The sequence below is a fragment of the Mesorhizobium sp. M0701 genome (assembly GCF_040320365.1).
In the GTDB taxonomy this organism is placed as follows: domain Bacteria; phylum Pseudomonadota; class Alphaproteobacteria; order Rhizobiales; family Rhizobiaceae; genus Mesorhizobium.
Genome location: NZ_JAMYPO010000002.1, coordinates 162,757 through 179,623, shown reverse-complemented (window position 1 = coordinate 179,623; position 16,867 = coordinate 162,757). Strand labels below are relative to the sequence as shown.

General features: G+C 60.6%; 20 protein-coding genes. 3 read left to right on the top strand and 17 right to left on the bottom strand.

Translation table 11 applies throughout. The annotated features are described in order from the left end of the window. Window positions 1-55: 55 nt before the first annotated feature. Entirely contained in the window at window positions 56-217 is a 162-nt protein-coding gene (locus NKI24_RS03035) for a PaaI family thioesterase (RefSeq protein WP_352743287.1), read from the bottom strand. A 64-nt stretch (window positions 218-281) separates the two neighbouring features. On the opposite strand from NKI24_RS03035, the gene NKI24_RS03030 reads away from it, so the two are divergent. Beyond that, window positions 282-1,298: a COG3904 family protein gene (locus NKI24_RS03030; protein WP_352743285.1), complete on the top strand. Its 1,017-nt coding sequence runs from the start codon at window positions 282-284 to the stop codon at window positions 1,296-1,298. A 23-nt stretch (window positions 1,299-1,321) separates the two neighbouring features. Here NKI24_RS03030 and recO read toward each other — a convergent pair whose 3' ends face one another. From recO to rpoZ, 12 genes are all read right to left on the bottom strand, one after another. Next, entirely contained in the window at window positions 1,322-2,074 is a 753-nt protein-coding gene (gene recO / locus NKI24_RS03025; RefSeq protein ID WP_352743284.1) for a DNA repair protein RecO, read from the bottom strand. A 116-nt stretch (window positions 2,075-2,190) separates the two neighbouring features. Next, window positions 2,191-3,279 (bottom strand): porin, encoded by a 1,089-nt coding sequence (locus tag NKI24_RS03020; RefSeq protein ID WP_352743282.1) that lies wholly within the window; start codon window positions 3,277-3,279, stop codon window positions 2,191-2,193. Window positions 3,280-3,640: 361 nt separating this feature from the next. Next, on the bottom strand, window positions 3,641-4,345 hold the full coding sequence (locus NKI24_RS03015; RefSeq protein WP_352743280.1) for an antitoxin Xre/MbcA/ParS-like domain-containing protein: 705 nt from the start codon (window positions 4,343-4,345) through the stop codon (window positions 3,641-3,643). Window positions 4,346-4,713: 368 nt separating this feature from the next. Beyond that, complete coding sequence (era, locus tag NKI24_RS03010; RefSeq protein WP_023677765.1) at window positions 4,714-5,640, bottom strand: GTPase Era; 927 nt, start codon at window positions 5,638-5,640, stop codon at window positions 4,714-4,716. Then, complete coding sequence (gene rnc, locus NKI24_RS03005; protein ID WP_352743278.1) at window positions 5,637-6,362, bottom strand: ribonuclease III; 726 nt, start codon at window positions 6,360-6,362, stop codon at window positions 5,637-5,639. The genes era and rnc overlap by 4 nt, the downstream gene beginning before the upstream one ends. Before the next feature lie 4 nt (window positions 6,363-6,366). Then, on the bottom strand, window positions 6,367-7,116 hold the full coding sequence (gene lepB / locus NKI24_RS03000; RefSeq protein WP_352449002.1) for a signal peptidase I: 750 nt from the start codon (window positions 7,114-7,116) through the stop codon (window positions 6,367-6,369). Between the two features lie 77 nt (window positions 7,117-7,193). Then, a complete protein-coding gene (acpS, locus tag NKI24_RS02995) occupies window positions 7,194-7,607 on the bottom strand; it encodes a holo-ACP synthase (protein WP_023719885.1) in 414 nt (137 codons plus the stop codon). Beyond that, on the bottom strand, window positions 7,604-8,185 hold the full coding sequence (locus tag NKI24_RS02990; RefSeq protein WP_023677769.1) for a DUF2062 domain-containing protein: 582 nt from the start codon (window positions 8,183-8,185) through the stop codon (window positions 7,604-7,606). Before NKI24_RS02990 ends, acpS begins: the two co-directional genes overlap by 4 nt. A 231-nt stretch (window positions 8,186-8,416) precedes the next feature. Further along, complete coding sequence (locus NKI24_RS02985; protein WP_352706642.1) at window positions 8,417-8,827, bottom strand: VOC family protein; 411 nt, start codon at window positions 8,825-8,827, stop codon at window positions 8,417-8,419. 42 nt (window positions 8,828-8,869) lie between these two features. Next, a complete protein-coding gene (pyrE, locus tag NKI24_RS02980; RefSeq protein WP_352449004.1) occupies window positions 8,870-9,448 on the bottom strand; it encodes an orotate phosphoribosyltransferase in 579 nt (192 codons plus the stop codon). Window positions 9,449-9,555: 107 nt separating this feature from the next. Next, complete coding sequence (locus tag NKI24_RS02975; protein ID WP_023677772.1) at window positions 9,556-11,784, bottom strand: RelA/SpoT family protein; 2,229 nt, start codon at window positions 11,782-11,784, stop codon at window positions 9,556-9,558. Between the two features lie 111 nt (window positions 11,785-11,895). Next, complete coding sequence (gene rpoZ / locus NKI24_RS02970) at window positions 11,896-12,297, bottom strand: DNA-directed RNA polymerase subunit omega (protein WP_023677773.1); 402 nt, start codon at window positions 12,295-12,297, stop codon at window positions 11,896-11,898. Between the two features lie 279 nt (window positions 12,298-12,576). Here rpoZ and NKI24_RS02965 point away from each other — a divergent pair, with 279 nt between their 5' ends. Both NKI24_RS02965 and NKI24_RS02960 read left to right on the top strand, forming a co-directional pair. Further along, on the top strand, window positions 12,577-13,158 hold the full coding sequence (locus NKI24_RS02965) for a LabA-like NYN domain-containing protein (RefSeq protein ID WP_352449005.1): 582 nt from the start codon (window positions 12,577-12,579) through the stop codon (window positions 13,156-13,158). Beyond that, the gene (locus NKI24_RS02960; protein ID WP_352743275.1) at window positions 13,155-13,832 is read left to right on the top strand and encodes a uracil-DNA glycosylase; all 678 of its coding nucleotides are present in this window, start codon (window positions 13,155-13,157) and stop codon (window positions 13,830-13,832) included. Before NKI24_RS02965 ends, NKI24_RS02960 begins: the two co-directional genes overlap by 4 nt. A gap of 30 nt (window positions 13,833-13,862) precedes the next feature. Here NKI24_RS02960 and NKI24_RS02955 read toward each other — a convergent pair whose 3' ends face one another. From NKI24_RS02955 to dapA, 4 genes are all read right to left on the bottom strand, one after another. After that, on the bottom strand, window positions 13,863-14,384 hold the full coding sequence (locus NKI24_RS02955; RefSeq protein WP_352743273.1) for a hypothetical protein: 522 nt from the start codon (window positions 14,382-14,384) through the stop codon (window positions 13,863-13,865). A gap of 107 nt (window positions 14,385-14,491) precedes the next feature. Continuing rightward, window positions 14,492-15,220 (bottom strand): GH25 family lysozyme, encoded by a 729-nt coding sequence (locus tag NKI24_RS02950; RefSeq protein ID WP_352743271.1) that lies wholly within the window; start codon window positions 15,218-15,220, stop codon window positions 14,492-14,494. Window positions 15,221-15,326: 106 nt separating this feature from the next. After that, on the bottom strand, window positions 15,327-15,806 hold the full coding sequence (gene smpB / locus NKI24_RS02945) for an SsrA-binding protein SmpB (protein WP_023768487.1): 480 nt from the start codon (window positions 15,804-15,806) through the stop codon (window positions 15,327-15,329). 25 nt (window positions 15,807-15,831) lie between these two features. Continuing rightward, window positions 15,832-16,713: a 4-hydroxy-tetrahydrodipicolinate synthase gene (gene dapA / locus NKI24_RS02940; RefSeq protein ID WP_352449009.1), complete on the bottom strand. Its 882-nt coding sequence runs from the start codon at window positions 16,711-16,713 to the stop codon at window positions 15,832-15,834. Between the last annotated feature and the right edge of the window lie 154 nt (window positions 16,714-16,867).

Sequence of the window (16,867 nt, the reverse complement as noted above, 5' to 3'; positions counted from 1 at the left end):
ACTGACATTCAATGTTCAGTGACATTCAAATGCGGCGGCCAAACGGCCGGTCCATTCAACGTGCCGCCAGATTGGCCGGAAAGATCGAGCATGTTTCGGTGCCGAAAGCCAGCAGCTTGCCGTTGGCGTCCTTCAGCGCCGCTTCCGAAACCGTCAGCGTGCGGCCCTTGTGCACCACTTTGCCCTCGCACACCATTGGCGAAGACAAGCTGGTCAACAGATTTCGGTTCAGGTAACTGGTTCCGACAAAACCAGACCAACATGCGAGCTAGGAGGGGACTTTGAAGTTCGAATATACCAATCCCCAGAGCGAGATTGAAGAAGCCTTCGGCGGGTTTTATTCTATCAACATCTTCGGGGCGATTGAGCCTGGCGATGACTCCATGTTTCAAGGTTTCCTAAGACAGGCTGGTCCCCCTCCCCGCACTAGCGTCTACATCAATTCAGGCGGCGGCGACGTCGAAGCGGCGATAGGAATCGGTCGACTTATCCGGGATGCGTGGTTCGAAACTTCAATCGGCCAATACGTCCTTGACCACGAAAAGCCCTCTGAATTTATTAAACCACGAAAACTCATACCAGGTATATGCGCGAGTGCTGCCACATTGATTATTCTCGGAGGCAGACTCCGATATTTTTCCGACGGTGCAAAATTTGGCGTCCATCAATTTTCTTTTCAAGACCCTTCGCCAGCCCACATAGGGAAGTCACAGATCTTGTCTGCAAAAATAGCCAAATACATTGCCGACATGGGCATATCTCAAAAATTTCTTGAATTATCGTCATCGGTTATCAATTCGGATATAAGACTGCTTAGTGAAGACGAACTTCACTCCGTGCAAATCATCACCGGTGGAATGACCAATGTAACTTGGAGCACAGAGTTACTCCCTGATTTTATTTATGTACGCGGCGTTAGAGATTCTATGTTTGGTCATCATAAAGTTTTGCTTGGCTATGCAAAAGATGGTGGGTTTGTATTTTTTGCTGTTATCGAATCTATGGGGAGACAAGCTGAACTCACGGAATTTGGGTTGGTAGAAATCATAGCTAACGACGAAGACATAAGAGTAGATATTTCCACAAGATGTTCTCGATCTATAAATGGTATCTACGTGATAGTTATGTGCAAACTTACCAATGATGAAGCTGAACTGCTATCGAGATCGAACAGTTTTGGCGTCCAAATCAGAATTTCCAATGAGGCACCAATTTTCTTGGGAATTTCGGCCATGTCAACGGAAGGCGGCCGGGAGAAATTGGATGCCCTATACAAAATGTTTTCGACTTCTCAGTGATTGTCTTCAGACAAAATTCTACTTCATCCGGTGTTGATCATCTTGTGCTGCGCATGATGCCTGCGCAGGGCGGCAAGAAACCCGGCGCGGGCGCCGGGAGGCTCGATGCCGCGCGGTTCGTAGACATGGCGGGTCAAAAAGAAGCCGGTCAGCCGGAAGGCGTCCTCGATCGCCGCCGGATCGGCGCGCAGCCCGGAGCCGCGCTGCAGGAAGGCAGGCAGCGCCAGCATCTTGTCGCGCCACGGCGCGCCCGCCGCCCGCGACACGGCCCGGCCGGATTTCGGCGAGACATAGGCAAGGTCCTGCCTGGTGCCGGTCGCCGCACACTGGCTGAGATCGAGGCCGAAACCGAGTTCGTCGAGTACCAGCAGCTCGAAGCGGGCCACCAGCTCGCCGGCGGCATCGGCATCGTCGAGATGAGCGATCATCACCGCAAGCGTCTCGTAAAGGCCGCCATGGGCGTCACGCTCAGGCAGAAGACGCAAATGCGCGGCCATCGTCTGCAGGCCGTAGACGGCAACGGCGCTGTCCATCAGCCGGGCGGCGTTCATCTCGATAGCCTCGATCAGGAAGGTGCCGAGATGCTCGTCGAGCCGCGCCCGCCACAACAGGTCGACGCGATTGCCGGGCTGCAAGACAGGCTGCTGTTTGCGCGAACGGCCGCCGCGCACGAGACCGAGATGGCGGCCATGCGCGCGCGTCATCACCTCGAGAATGGCGCTGGTTTCGCCATGCTTGCGGGTGCCGAGAATGATTCCCTCGTCGTGCCATTCCATGACGAGAGCTTGTCACCGGTTGGATGGCGAAATCAAGATGAGCGACGTATCCGCCGCCAAACCAAAACGGCCCGTAGCGTATCGCTGCGGGCCGTTTTTGCGAGATCGTCGTTTGATCAGAACGAGCGCTGGAAGCGGAAGATGCCGCCGATTGCGTCGGCATCTTCGGCATCGAAATTGTCGTAATAATCGACTTCGGCGGTGATCGTGTAACCAGGAACGATGGTGTAGGCGACGTTGGCCGCAACGGCGAAGTCTTGGTCGTCGGTATAGGAGACCTGGGCGTTCAAAGAGGTCTTCTTGTTGACGGCATAGCTGCCGCCGCCCCAGACGGCAAAGTTGCCAGTCCACGGCTTGTAGAAGTTCTTCGCGACGTTGTCGTCGCTGCCGTAGCCCGCCATCACGAACATGGTCAGGTCAGTAATCGGCTTGACGTCGAGGCGAGCTTTGCCGGCCCATTCTTCCGACGTGCTGTTATAGGCGCCGACCGCGGTGATCGCACCCCAGTCGCCCTTGTATTTCACGCCGCCGACGACAAACGGAACGTAGCTGTCGATCGACTGGTCAGCGCCGGAGCCCGTTTCGACCGAGGCGACTGCCGTAAAGCCATTACCGCCGTCGAAATAGTAACTGATCAGGTTGGTGTCCTTGGTGCCGTAAGGAATGATAGTGTCCTGGACGACGCTGCCGGCGTAACCGATGAACGAATCATAGACAGTTTCATCCTTACCGACGCGGAAACCTCCAAGCTGGATCCAGGCGAAGTTCAGGGTAACCGCCTTGTTGTCCTGCATGCTGAAATCAACACCGCTCACGGTGTGTTTGGTGTTGCCGAAGTTGAAACGGGTCTCGGTATAGGTCTTCAACGTGCCGAGCTCGGTCTCCTGGCCGGTCCACGTCTTCAAATTGAAGCGGGCATTCTTGTTCCAGGTCTGCTGCTCGTCACCGTCCAAAAGGTCATGTGTCGTCGCGCCATCGAAAACGCGGCCGGCGTCGCCGAAGCTGGCGTCATAGCGGACATAGCCGCCGATGCGCAGGCAGGTCTCGGTGCCGGGAATGTAGAAGTAGCCGGCGCCGTAGACGTCGCAAATCTTGACGTATTCGGCGGGTTCCGGCTCGGCGACCACAACAGCGTCGGCGGCGCGCGCACCGGAGACCGCGACGAATGCCGCGGCTGAGCCGAGAAGAAGGCTCTTGATATTCATTTTCTGACCTCTCCAGTCAAAGTTAAAAATGGCTTTGGATTCATGGGTTGAACGGCTCAACGCCTCGCCCACGTCGAAAAAGGCGCGCACCGCACCCCCTCTTCAGGCGACGAACATACTCGTCAGCATTCCAGTCTCAATGACGATTCCAGAAATAATCAATGTTTGTACAACATAATAAATTCATGTTGCACAAATATCACTTAATATTTTCTTCACATTTGCCCCGGCACAAACGAAACACTGTCACAATTGTACAAAAATATACTTATGGCATTAGCCGGCAAGCCGATACGAATCCGACATACATTCCTTCTACGTGTTCTTTTTTTGGAATAGACTTCTAACGTTGGCAGCGAGATCAAGCCGACTTCGCCATCGCTGCGTTCTGTGCGGCAAGAACGACTTCCGCCACCAGATCCCGTTTGAGCATTTCAATGGGAATACGTCCGGCGAGGCCGGGCGCGGGGCCGATCAGCCACGACCAGGCATGCCGTGGATCGGGCATCGCGGATAACACTTCCTTGATACCCGACGCCGGCCTGCCGTCGATGAACTGGGCCAGGGGAAATACATGTTTGCGGCCACCGGTGCGCAACGCAACGACCGTGCCGCTCCGCTGCCAGCGATGCAGGGTCGAGCGCGATATGCCGAGATTTTGCTGCAGGAACGTCGACCCGGCGACCCGACCGGCCCAGTCCTCGACCCGCATCGAGTCGAGGTCGCCCGTTCCGGCCAGGCGTTGGATGTCTGCCCCTTGGCCTTCGTGCGCCGTCGACAGATGCGTCCGGGCACGGCGTTCCGCAGCTTCGGCTGCCAATATCCGCACGAAACGCGACGCCATGCCGGGTAATCTTTCCTGCATGGTGTCGATCGCACTGATGTCGGTCGGCGCAAGCAAAGCGACGGCGGCGGCAACGGCGCCGGCGACCCTGCCCGCTGCAACGACCGCATCGCTGTTCGTCACCTTGCCTTGCCGCGCCAGCACGCGCTCGATCTCAACAGCGACGGCGTTTGCAAACTCGATCTGACGGATGGGGTCGATGCGATTCCAAGTCCCGGTCATGTCCTGATCTGGCTGCTTGCCCGCCTGTTCCGGTTTGCTCGGAAGCGGGTCTTTCGCACAGCCTATAGGCAGGGTGTATGACGGAGAGACGACAAACGGGAACCACGCACGGTCGCAGTATCGGCAGGAGTTCCATTCGATCCACTGGCCGATTTTGCATGAAATATCGGAAATTTCTCAGAACCCGCTCAGGATTTCCCGTCGCGCCGGTACCAATAAGGAACGGGTCGGCTCGACATGGCTGGCGCATGGCCTCCCGGATTGATTCGGCGGCTGTTCAAGATGCAAGTCGACCGATCGGGCACCCCGGCGACCGCTCAGAATCCTGAGGCGGCCAACAGGCCGCTCTGCGGATCGCCCAAACAGGCTCAGTGCGGAAATTCGAGCCCCATTTCACGGTAGCGCTCGGGATCGTCGCCCCAGTTCTCGCGCACCTTGACGAACAGGAAGAGGTGCACCTTCTGCTCGAGTATGCCTGCGATTTCCATGCGCGCGGCCTGGCCGATGGCGCGGATCGTCTCGCCCTTATGGCCGAGCACGATCTTCTTCTGGCTGTCACGCTCGACATAGATTGTCTGGTCGATGCGCACCGAGCCGTCCTTCTTCTCTTCCCATTTCTCGGTCTCGATGTGGGAGGAATAAGGCAGTTCCTGATGCAGCCTGAGATAGAGCTTTTCGCGGGTGATCTCGGCCGCGAGCTGGCGCATCGGCAGGTCGGAGATCTGGTCCTCCGGATAGTACCAGGGGCCGGCCGGCAAGGTCTCGGCGAGATAGTCGAGCAGGTCCTTGCAGCCGGACCCGGTCAGCGCCGAAACCATGAAGGTGCGCTTGAACGGCACCCTTTCGTTGGCTGCCGCCGACAATGCCAGCAACGTCTCGTGCTTGACCCGATCGACCTTGTTGAGGATCAACACCATCGGCTGCCGGACATCCTTCAGCCGCTCGAGGATGGCGTCGGCATCGCCCCGGATGCCGCGCTCGGCATCGATCAAGAGAAGCACGATATCGGCGTCCTTGGCACCGCCCCACGCTGTGGTCACCATCGCGGTGTCCAGCCGGCGCTTCGGCTTGAATATGCCCGGCGTGTCGACGAAGACGATCTGCGCGTTGTTGTGGGTGGCAATGCCGCGCACGATAGCGCGCGTGGTCTGCACCTTGTGCGTCACGATCGACACCTTGGCGCCGACCAATTGGTTGACCAGCGTCGATTTCCCCGCATTGGGCGCGCCGATCAGCGCGACGAAGCCGGAGCGGGTAGCGGGAGCTTCTGTTGCCGGAGCTTCGGTGGCGGTCATGCGGCACTCCCTTGATTGAGCCAGACGCCTTCCCGCTGCAGAAGTGCCGCGGCTGCAGCCTGCTCCGCCTCGCGCTTGGAGCGCCCGTTGCCGGTCGCCGGCGGATAGGCGCCGACCTTGACACTAACGGTGAACAGCGGATCGTGGTCCGGTCCCTCGCGGCTGTCGATTGTGTAAACCGGCACTGCGCCTGCCGCCTGATGCGCCCATTCCTGGAGTTCGGTTTTCGCATCGCGACGGGCGGCGTCAATGGCTTGCGAGCGCGGCTGCCAGTATTTGTGGATGAAGGCACGGGCCGCTTCCAACCCTCCGTCGAGATAGAGCACGGCGATCAGCGATTCCAATGCATCGGCGCGCAGATTGACGCGCTTGCGCCCGTCGAGGCCGCGTACGTCCGAACCGGCGCGAATAAGTTCCGGCAGGCCGATCTCCTCGGCAATTTCCGCCAGGGCTTCAGCGTTGACCAGAGCGTTCAATCTCAGCGACAGCTCACCCTCGGCTGCGTCGGGAAATGCCGCCAGCAGCATATCGGCAACGACAAGGCCGAGAACGCGATCGCCCAGGAATTCGAAACGTTCGTAGTCGATGCCGGCGTGACTGCCGCGAGCGCTGGCATGGGTCAGCGCCCGCTGCAGGCGCTGATGGTCGCCAAAACTGTGGCCGGTGCGCTCCCTGAGCGCCTCGGCGAGCGCATCGGCGGTCAGCCGTTTCGTCGCCGCCATGGCCCTAATTGACGAAATGGAACAGGCGCGAGGCGCGCATCAGTGACGGCCATTTCCAGATTTCGAGCGGGCTGGCGCTGCCGCCGATCGAGAAGAAAATGAGGTTGGCGCGGCCGACCAAATTCTCGTCCGGCACGAAGCCGACGGTGAAGCGGCTGTCCGACGAGTTGTCGCGATTGTCACCCATCATGAAATAGTGACCGGGCGGCACCTTGAACTCTTTGGTATTGTCGCCGATCGAAGCCTGCGTCAGGTCGAGCGTGTCGTAGCTGACGCCGTTCGGCAGCGTCTCGCGATAGACATCGACCGGCCCGTTCTCCTCGGTGATGTCGTGGTTGTCGATCTGCCCGACCTTGACGCGCGGCACACCCACATCGTTGATGAAGAGCTGGCCATCCTTGACCTGGATCTTGTCGCCCGGCAGGCCGACGACACGCTTGATATAATCGACAGAAGGATCCGGCGGAAACTTGAACACCACCACGTCGCCGCGCTTCGGCTCTGAGCCCCAGATGCGGCCCGAAAAGATGTTCGGCCCGAACGGCAGTGAATAGCGGGAGAAGCCGTAGGACCACTTGGTGACGAAGAGATAGTCGCCTTCGAGCAAAGTCGGCCGCATCGACCCGGACGGGATCGAGAACGGCTGGAACAGGAGCGTGCGGATGACCAGCGCAAGCAGCAGGGCCTGGACTATGACGCTGACGGTTTCGCCAAGTCCGCCGGATTTCTTCTGGGTTTTTTCAGCCACGCTCATGTCGTCCTCGATTGTGCGTTGGATGGTATAGAGTCTCGGCGCGCGCTGGGCAACGTCATGCCGGTGGTCAGATGCAATCAATGTGGCGCTTCTTCGACCGGCAACGCTTCAATGATCACAAAGGCTTGAGCGAGCGGAAAATCATCGGTGATGGTGAGGTGGATCACCGCGCGGTGCCCTTCAGGCAGAATTTCGTCCAGCCGCGCTGCCGCCCCATTGGTCAGCGCCATGGTCGGCTTGCCGCTGGCCAGGTTGACGACCCCCATGTCGCGCCAGAACACACCCTGCGCCAGACCGGTACCCAGTGCCTTGGCGCAGGCTTCCTTGGCAGCGAAACGCTTGGCGTAGGAGGCCGCACGCGCCGCGCGGTTTTCGGAGCGCGCCTGTTCGATCTCGGTGTAGATGCGCTGGATGAAGCGCTGGCCATGGCGTTCCAGCGACTTCTCGATGCGTCTGATGTCGATGAGGTCGCTGCCTATACCGATAATCATTCGGCAGGAACTTCCGGCCCGGTTTTTCCAGCCTTTGCCGCTCTTTCGGCCAGCCGCTTGCGGCGCTGCTCGTGGAAAGTGACCATGCCCCAGCGGGTGATGCCGTAAAACAGCAGGCCGAAAACCAGGCCGAGCGGTATTGCGCCGATCGTCATCGGCTTCAGCACCGGTCCCCACAATTGCGCAAAGGAAAGATTATGCAGCATGTCGCCGAGATGCGCGGGCGGGCCATGCGCCGGCAGGTGTTCATGCAGGATCAGCTTGCCGACCTCCCAGGAGGCGGCCCATAGCAGCGGAAAGGTCAGGGGGTTGCCGAAGACCGTGCCGAGTGCTGCCGCGACCAGATTGCCGGCGATCAGCCAGCACAGGATGGCAGCAATGATGAAGTGAAAGCCAAGCGGGAAAAACGACGCAAATACGCCCGCCGCAACACCTGCGGCCACGGCATGCGGCGTGGCCCTAAGCCGCAGGATGCGCTTGGAAAAATACCGCAGCGAGCGCGAGAACGAGCGGCGCGGCCACAAATAAGTGCGCACCCGCTCGAAAAAACCATCAGGCTTGCGCCGTCGAAAAAGCACTCTGTTCCTGTTCCTAGTTCCGTCAATAGCTTCACGCCGGCTTCTCCAGCCGGGCGCGACAGCCCCATGCTGCGCTCTGCGGTCGCCCAAAAGCAACTACGACTTTGATATAGCGATGCGCTGGCCGAAGAACAACGAGGCCGACGGCATCCGCTCGGTGGCCGCTCGCGCCGGCCCTGGGTGTCGCCGTTCTGAACAGGGCATGATCGCGGCGAATTTAAGGAGCGTCACTTAGGATCGATATTCGCTGACCTCGACGAGGTTGCCGTCCGGATCGCGGAAATAGACCGACATCATCGCGCCCCGAGCGCCGACACGCTCGACCGGGCCGACCTCTATCACCACGCCATTGGCGGCGAGGTTGGCACATATCTCGGCGAGCGGCCGGGCAGCAATCAAGCAGAAATCTCCGGAGCCCGGCGTCGGCGCCTTGGCCTTCGGCTCGAAGGTACGCCCGACCTTATGCACATTGATCTTCTGCGTTCCAAACAGCAGCGCCGTTGGTCGATCCGGCTCGTCGAGGCGCTCGAAGCCAAGCACGCGCTGATAGAAGGCGCAGGTATCGTCCACCGAACGAACTGTCAGCACGAAATGATCGATGCCGGCAATCACGGCAGCGTCTCTTGACTTGTTTTTATGCATGTCGTTGTCCCAAAACCGCCGCACACTTTTGGGCGACATGCATTAGATATTGCGGCTGCCCGGCTTGATCGCCGGTATGGCGGCGAGCTCGGGCGGCAGCATGTCGGCAGGATAGGCCGGAACTTCATATTCGGCGAGCGCGATCAGCGGCACGCCGACATCGGTCTTGCCGGCCGAGCGGTCGATGATGCATGCGGCGGCAACGACTTCGGCGCCAAGGCCGCGCAGGCAGTCGATGGTCTCGCGGATCGACAGGCCGGTGGTGACGATGTCCTCGACAATGACGACGCGCGATCCCTTGGCGATCTCGAAGCGGCGCAGCCTGAATTCGCCCCCTTCCCGCTCGACCCAGATCGCCGGCGCACCAAGATGGCGCGAGGTCTCATAGGCCGGGATCAGCCCGCCGATCGCCGGGCCGACGACGTAGTCGATCCTGCCGGGCACGCCAGTGCGGATCTTTTCGGCGAGCGCCTTGCACAAGCGCTCGGTCTTGTCGGCATGCATGAAAACGCGCGCCTTCTGCAGGAAGACCGGGCTGCGCAGGCCCGACGTCAGGATGAAATGCCCTTCGAGAACGGCGCCGGCCTCGCGGAAAATGCCCAGCACTTCATCGGTGTTCATCGTTCACTCCATGTCCATGGTGAATGGTGAATGGTGAATGGTAGTGAGAGCACCCTCTTCACTATTCACTATTCACTATTCACTATTCACTATTCACTATTCACTATTCACCCATTCACGCGCCTTGCATCGCTGACGCTCGAATTGTCCTTTAGCTGCGACAGCAGCCGGTTCAAGTGCTTGAGGTCCCACACTTCAAGATCGATGAGCATTTCGGTGAAATCGGGCGCGGTGCGCACCATCGACAGAGTGTGGATGTTGGCGTCGTTGGATGCGACGACCTGTGCAATGTCGGCCAGCGAACCCGGCGCGTTGATGGCGGTGACCGAGACGCGCGCCGGGAACCGCTCCTTGGTGCGCTCGTCAATATCCCAGCGCACGTCGATCCAGCGCTCGGGCTGGTCGTCAAAGGCCTGCAGCGCCGGCGACTGGATCGGATAGATGGTGATACCGGTTCCCGGCTGCACGATGCCGACGATGCGATCGCCTGGCACTGCCCCTTCCGGCGCGAAGCGCACCGGCAGATCGCCGCGCACACCGCGGATCGGCACCGCGTCGTCGCGCGGCTGGTTCTTGTCCTTGCGTGCGGCGCGGCCCGGAATCTGGAACAGCATGCCGGCGGCGTTGCGGATCTTCGACCAGCCCTCCTCGCGCTGCTTGGGCGCGACCAGCGTGACACGCTCGTCCTTGTAGTCGGGAAACACCGCCTTCATGACATCGGTGGAGGCAAGTTCGCCTCGGCCGACCGCGGCCAGTACATCCTCGATGTCCTTGCGCGCCAGCCGGTGCAGCACCGGCTTCAGGCTTTCTTTGGTGAAGGTCTTGCCAGAGCGTTCGAAGGCGCGCTCCAGAATGCGGATACCGAGACCCGAATATTGCTTGCGAATGGCGTTCTTGGTGGCGCGGCGGATGGCCGAGCGTGCCTTGCCGGTAACGACCACCGATTCCCACGCCGCCGGCGGGACCTGCGCCTTCGAGCGGATGATCTCGACCTCGTCGCCGTTCTTCAGCTCCGTCATCAGCGGCATGATGCGGCCATTGACCTTGGCGCCGACGCAAGTGTCGCCGACGTCGGTGTGGACGGCATAGGCAAAGTCGATCGGCGTGGCGCCGCGCGGCAGCGCGATCAGCATGCCCTTCGGCGTGAAGCAGAATACCTGGTCCTGAAACAGTTCCAGCTTGGTGTTTTCGAGGAAGTCCTCGGGATTGTCGCCTTCGGCAAGCTGCTCGATGGTGCGCCGCAGCCAGGCATAGGCATTGGTTTCCTTCGAGATCGCATGGGCGGCACCATTCATCTTGCCACCGGTATCCTTATAGATCGAATGAGCCGCGACGCCGTATTCGGCGATCTTGTTCATTTGATAGGTGCGGATCTGCAATTCGACGCGCTGGCGAGACGGGCCGACGATGGTGGTGTGGATCGAGCGGTAGTCGTTCTGCTTCGGCGTCGAGATATAATCTTTGAAGCGGCCGGGCACCATCGACCAGGTGGTGTGGATGGCGCCGAGCGCGCGGTAACAGTCCTCGACCGTCTCGACAACGACGCGGAAGCCGAAAATGTCGGACAGCTGCTCGAACGACAGCGCCTTGGCCTCCATCTTGCGGAATACCGACCACGGCTTCTTCTGCCGGCTCTTGACCTCGGCCTTGATCGAATATTTGTCGAACAGCGTGGAGAGCGCCTTCTCGATCTCCGACAGCACGCCCTTGTTGCGCTCGAAGATTTCGGCCAGCCGTGCGGTGACGGCGCGGTAGGCTTCCGGATTGATGAAGCGGAAGGCAATCTCCTCCAGCTCCTCGCGCATGCCTTGCATGCCCATGCGGCCGGCCAGCGGCGCGTAGATGTCCATCGTCTCTTCGGCGATGCGCAGGCGCTTGGCTTCCGGCACATGGTCGAGCGTGCGCATATTGTGCAGGCGGTCGGCGAGCTTGACCAGAAGCACGCGCACGTCTTCCGAGATCGCCAGCAACAGCTTGCGCAGGTTCTCCGCCTGCTCGGCCTTCTTCGAGACGAGGTCGAGCTTCTTCAGCTTGGTCAGGCCCTCGACCAGCTTGCCCATTTCCGGGCCGAACAATTCGTCGATCTCGGCCCTGGTCGCCGTGGTGTCCTCGATCGTGTCGTGCAGCAAGGCAACGGCGATCGTCGCCTCGTCCATGTGCATTTCGGTGAGGATGGCGGCGACTTCGAGCGGATGCGAGAAATACGGGTCGCCGGAGGCGCGTTTCTGGTGGCCATGCTTCTGCATGGCGTAAACATAGGCCTTGTTGAGCAGCGCCTCGTTGACGTCAGGCTTGTAGCGCTGCACGCGCTCGACAAGCTCATACTGACGCATCATGGGCGGGATCTCGCAATGCTGAAATGAATCATGCGCCGCACTGGCGTACGGCGCATGTCATAGATAGCCACGAAACTGCCGACGCGAAAGTGTCGGCAGTTGTCGGTAAGATCAATAATCGTCGCTTTTTTCCGGCGGCACCAGGCCTTCGATGCCGGCCAACAGGTCTTCTTCGGTCATGCGATCGAAGGTGACGTTGTCCTCGGCGTCGTCGGCATCGGTGGCTGCAACGGCGCTGCCGGTCTGGTCGGCAATCGCCTCGCCATCGGCTTCCGGCTCATCGACCTCGACATGCTTCTGCAGCGAATGGATGAGATCTTCCTTGAGGTCGTCCGGCGACAGCGTCTCTTCGGCGATTTCGCGGAGCGCAACGACCGGGTTCTTGTCGTTGTCGCGCGGTACGGTGATCTGCGCGCCCTGGCTGATCTGACGGGCGCGGTGGCCGGCCAAGAGCACCAGCTCGAAGCGGTTGTCGACCTTGTCGATGCAATCTTCAACGGTTACGCGGGCCATGAGTTGCCCCTTTCATGCCTGGATTTGATGGAAAACAGGCGCGGTCCATAACCCGAACGCCGCCAAAATACAAGCTTTTATGGCGGTGCGCAGCTCTGACGCGGGCCGCCTGCGACGACACAGCGCCGATCACAATTGCTTGCGGTGCGGCATGGTGCCTTGGATTGCCGTAAAACTGGCGTTATCTCGAACGATGAAGGCGAACAGGTCTATTATCAGACCGGCCGATAGTCGCCACCCATTTAGACGACCGCTTATTTCGAAAAAGGACATTTTTCCATGTTCGATCCTCGTGAAAAAATCGCTCTCTTTATCGACGGTGCCAATCTCTACGCCACCTCGCGCGCGCTGGGCTTTGACATCGATTACCGCAAACTTCTGGCGAGCTTCCAGAAACGCGGCTATCTGCTGCGCGCTTATTACTATACCGCGCTGGTCGAGGATCAGGAATACTCCTCGATACGGCCGCTGATCGACTGGCTCGACTATAACGGCTTCAAGGTGGTGACCAAGCCGGCCAAGGAATTCACCGACTCGACCGGCCGGCGCAAGATTAAGGGCAATATGGATATCGAGCTGACCGTCGATGCGCTCGAGCTTGCCGATGTCGTCGACCATTATGTCATCTTTTCGGGCGACGGCGATTTCCGCACGCTGGTCGAGGCGCTGCAGCGGCGCGGGCGCAAGGTGTCGATCGTCTCGACCATGGCTTCGCAGCCGCCGATGATCTCCGACGATCTGCGCCGCCAGGCCGACCATTTCATTGACCTGATGACACTCAAGAACGAAGTCGGCCGCGATCCGTCGGAGCGGCCGGTGCGCCGGCCCGAACCGGCCGAGGCCGACGAGGAAGACTATTGACGATCGTCGCCTTGACCGCGCCGCCGGCCGTCTCTCCCGAGCCCGATCGCGACTGCCCGCTCTGTCCGCGGCTGCATGATTTCAGAGCCGAATGGCGGCAGCGTGAGCCGTCCTGGTTCAACGCGCCGGTGCCGACCTTTTTGCCGCCGGAAGGCGAGGATGCGGTGCGGTTGCTGATCGTCGGGCTGGCGCCGGGCCTGCGCGGCGCGAACCGGACGGGACGCCCCTTCACCGGCGATTTTGCCGGCGACCTGCTCTACAACACGCTGATCGCGCACGGCTTTGCGCGCGGCGAATTCAAAGCGCGACCAGATGACGGGCTGGAGCTTGTCGGTACGGCGATCACCAATGCGGTGCGCTGCGTGCCGCCGGAGAACAAGCCGGTTGGCGCCGAGATAGCGACTTGCCGGACGTTCCTGGTGCCGACGATCGCACGGTTTTCAAATCTGCGCGCGGTGCTGGCGCTCGGCTCGATCGCGCACCAGTCGACCGTGCGGGCGCTCGGCCAACGCGTTGCCGCCTATCCGTTCCGGCATGGTGGGCAGCAGCAGGCCAATGGCATCGCGCTGTTTTCCAGCTACCATTGCTCGCGCTACAACACCAATACGGGCGTGCTGACGGAAGCGATGTTCGTCAACGTTTTCAATCAGATAGAAGTTTTTCTGAAGACCTAGAGTCGGACGAGGCCCGCCGGCGCACAGCCCCTAGATTCGGGCGATCGCGGCCAACCAGGCCAGGAGATCCAGCAACCATAGAAACAGTGCGAACTGCAGCGCGACGCGCAGGCGTTGGATGATCCGCCAATTGCTGGCCATGTCGGATTTGATGCGCAGCGCAAGCGCTCGGTGCATCCCGTCCAGGGTTGCGGGAGGGTGCTGATCGACGAAGTCCTGGAGCAGCTTCTCTGGATCGAAACGGAACGTATAGTTATAATACGGCCACACCATAATCGCGACCAGCAGCCCGATAAGAAAAAGCAATGTCAGCGCCAGCCAGTCCCAAGGCCCCACGCCATCCAGGAGCGCCCTGCCTCCGAGGAGAGAACTCGCGAACGCGGTTGCGAAGATCAGATTGCCGGCGCGCGTATTGAGACTTTCAACCACGCCCTGCTGGTGCTGGAGGCCACGCACCGCCTCCGCATAGACAAATGCCAGGCGGGGGTCGCCGCCGTCCATCGCAGCAGGCGGGGCGTTGCTGTCATTGGTTGATGAAGGTCGCTCCGGCATCAAATGTACTTAGCACGGCGCCGCCTGCGATATGAATAGCCACAAGGGGAACGCATCGTCGCTCTGTCTTCGTGCCATCGAGGGTGTTTTGGTGGACAGGAATAGCATCAATCCGACGCTGTCGCTTCAGGCGCTGCGGCAAACAATGCGGCCAGCGTCGCAGGTCCGCCCTGGAGAACATTCAAGTCGACGTCGCCGCTGATGCCGTCGACGCGGCCCCGGTTGTGGTACTGCCAGTAGATCCAGTCGTCATGGCCCGGCCGCAGCGCCAGCGAACGCAGCCAGCGCGGGCGGCTGGCTAGCTGCCCGGCATAGGCTTGCGCCACCTCGTCGGTCACATAGAGGATCGCCGTCTTGCCGAACGCCGCCTCGACCGGGCCGAGGAAGGCGGAGAGTTCGGCGCTCAGCTGTTCGGGAGTTGGCCGCTGCGGGCAATTGCCGCCGAACTCGATGTCTACCACCGGCGGCAGCAAAGGCTGATCGTGCGGCACCACCGAGATGAAGTTGCGTGCCTGATCCGCACCCGGTCTGCAGAAGGTGAAGAAATGATAGGCACCGACGGCAAGACCGGCGGCGCGGGCCGCGCGCAAATTGGCGGCGAAGGCATCGTCGACATGATCGCCGCCTTCCGTCGCCTTGATCACGGCGAAGGCGACATCGTCGGCGGCAACACGCCGCCAGTCGATCTGCCGCTGATGATGGGAGACGTCGATGCCCCTGACCGGATATTTGCCGCGGTCCGGAGAAAACGTCTGGAAGTAGGTATAGCCGCCGGCCAGAACGAGGCCCGCCACGAGCAGACCGGCCGCGCCCCATAAGACGATCCGGTTTTTCAAACGAGACCTATCCCTTTTGGTCCGCGCTGCCCGCCGCTATGGCTCCGGGCGTTCGTCGCTCGAAAAGCCAAATCGCTGGCTTTTCCTCCGCTTCGCGGACCGCTCCTCACCCTCGCTCCTTCAGCAGCCGGCCCTTCTCGCGCGACCAGTCGCGCTGCTTTTCGGTCTCGCGCTTGTCGTGCAGCTTCTTGCCTCGGCCAACGGCGAGCAGCAGCTTGGCACGGCCTTGGTCGTTGAAGTAGATCTTCAGCGGCACCAGCGTCATGCCTTCGCGGTCGACGCTTTGCGCCAGCTTGGCCATCTCGCGCTTGTTGAGCAGCAGTTTGCGGCGGCGGCGCGGCTCATGGTTGAAGCGGTTGGCCTGCAGATACTCCGGCAAATAGGAGTTGATCAGCCAGATCTCGCCGCCCTCGACCGAGGCGTAGCTGTCCTGGATGTTGGCCTGGCCCTGGCGCAGCGATTTCACTTCCGTACCGGTCAGCACCAGGCCGGCCTCGATCGTGTCGAGCACCTCATAGGAAAACCGCGCCTTGCGGTTTTCCGCAACGGTCTTGTTGTTGGGATCGGCTTTTCTGACTTGATTCATGATGCGGAGAGGTGGCGCCTCATCCCTAGTTTATCAAGCCGGCGTGCTTCATCGCCGCGTCGATCTTCTCGGCGGTCGACGGCTCGACCGTCATTAGCGGCGAGCGCAGCACGTTCTCGACCTTGCCCAGCTTCGACAGCGCATATTTCGCGCCGGAAACGCCGGGCTCCATGAAAATCGCCTTGTGCAGCGGCAACAGACGGTCCTGCAGGTCGAGCGCCTTGGCGCAGTCGCCGGAAAGCGTTGCCTCCTGGAATTCAGCGCAAAGCCTGGGTGCGACATTTGCCGTCACCGAAATACAGCCGACGCCGCCATGCGCGTTGAAGCCGAGCGCCGAGGCGTCTTCGCCGGAGAGCTGGATGAAATCCTTGCCGCAGGTGGCGCGCTGCTCCGAAACCCGCTCGACCTTGCCGGTGGCATCCTTGACGCCGACGATGTTCTTAAAGTCGTGCACCAATTGCCCCATCGTCTCCGGGCTCATGTCGACCACCGAGCGCGGTGGAATGTTGTAGATGATGATCGGCAGGCTGGTCGCCTTGGCGACGGCGGCGAAATGCGCATAGAGGCCGCGCTGCGTCGGTCTGTTGTAATAAGGCGTGACGACAAGGGCCGCGTCGGCGCCCGCCTTCTCGGCATACTGGACCAGGCCGACCGCCTCGTCGGTGTTGTTGGAGCCGGCGCCGGCGACGACCGGAACCCGGCCCTTGGCGACCTCGATGCAAACCTTGACGACTTGGCGGTGCTCGTCATGCGACAGCGTCGGCGACTCGCCGGTGGTGCCGACAGGGACCACGCCGGTCGTGCCTTCGGCGATCTGCCAGGCGATGAACGCGCGAAAGGCTTTCTCGTCGAAACGGCCGCTCTTTTCGAACGGTGTGACGAGCGCGGTCAGCGAGCCTCTTAGCATGTCGTCCAACTCCTTGGGACTAGCGCATGACCCCGAAAATCGCAGTCGATTTCGGAAAGGGTCATGCGCCAAATTTAAATTGCTACAACGTCCTTTGCGCGTCTGAGAAGACCCGTGGCGCTGTAGGTGTTTGTCGTGCGCGCCTTCTAGCCGA

Coding starts and splice junctions, on each gene's coding strand:
- recO (WP_352743284.1), bottom strand. CDS start 2,074: ATGGAATGGCACGACGAGGGAATCATTCTCGGCACCCGCAAGCATGGC.
- NKI24_RS03020 (WP_352743282.1), bottom strand. CDS start 3,279: ATGAATATCAAGAGCCTTCTTCTCGGCTCAGCCGCGGCATTCGTCGCG.
- NKI24_RS03015 (WP_352743280.1), bottom strand. CDS start 4,345: ATGACCGGGACTTGGAATCGCATCGACCCCATCCGTCAGATCGAGTTT.
- era (WP_023677765.1), bottom strand. CDS start 5,640: ATGACCGCCACCGAAGCTCCGGCAACAGAAGCTCCCGCTACCCGCTCC.
- rnc (WP_352743278.1), bottom strand. CDS start 6,362: ATGGCGGCGACGAAACGGCTGACCGCCGATGCGCTCGCCGAGGCGCTC.
- lepB (WP_352449002.1), bottom strand. CDS start 7,116: ATGAGCGTGGCTGAAAAAACCCAGAAGAAATCCGGCGGACTTGGCGAA.
- acpS (WP_023719885.1), bottom strand. CDS start 7,607: ATGATTATCGGTATAGGCAGCGACCTCATCGACATCAGACGCATCGAG.
- NKI24_RS02985 (WP_352706642.1), bottom strand. CDS start 8,827: ATGCATAAAAACAAGTCAAGAGACGCTGCCGTGATTGCCGGCATCGAT.
- pyrE (WP_352449004.1), bottom strand. CDS start 9,448: ATGAACACCGATGAAGTGCTGGGCATTTTCCGCGAGGCCGGCGCCGTT.
- NKI24_RS02975 (WP_023677772.1), bottom strand. CDS start 11,784: ATGATGCGTCAGTATGAGCTTGTCGAGCGCGTGCAGCGCTACAAGCCT.
- rpoZ (WP_023677773.1), bottom strand. CDS start 12,297: ATGGCCCGCGTAACCGTTGAAGATTGCATCGACAAGGTCGACAACCGC.
- NKI24_RS02965 (WP_352449005.1), top strand. CDS start 12,577: ATGTTCGATCCTCGTGAAAAAATCGCTCTCTTTATCGACGGTGCCAAT.
- NKI24_RS02955 (WP_352743273.1), bottom strand. CDS start 14,384: ATGCCGGAGCGACCTTCATCAACCAATGACAGCAACGCCCCGCCTGCT.
- smpB (WP_023768487.1), bottom strand. CDS start 15,806: ATGAATCAAGTCAGAAAAGCCGATCCCAACAACAAGACCGTTGCGGAA.
- dapA (WP_352449009.1), bottom strand. CDS start 16,713: ATGCTAAGAGGCTCGCTGACCGCGCTCGTCACACCGTTCGAAAAGAGC.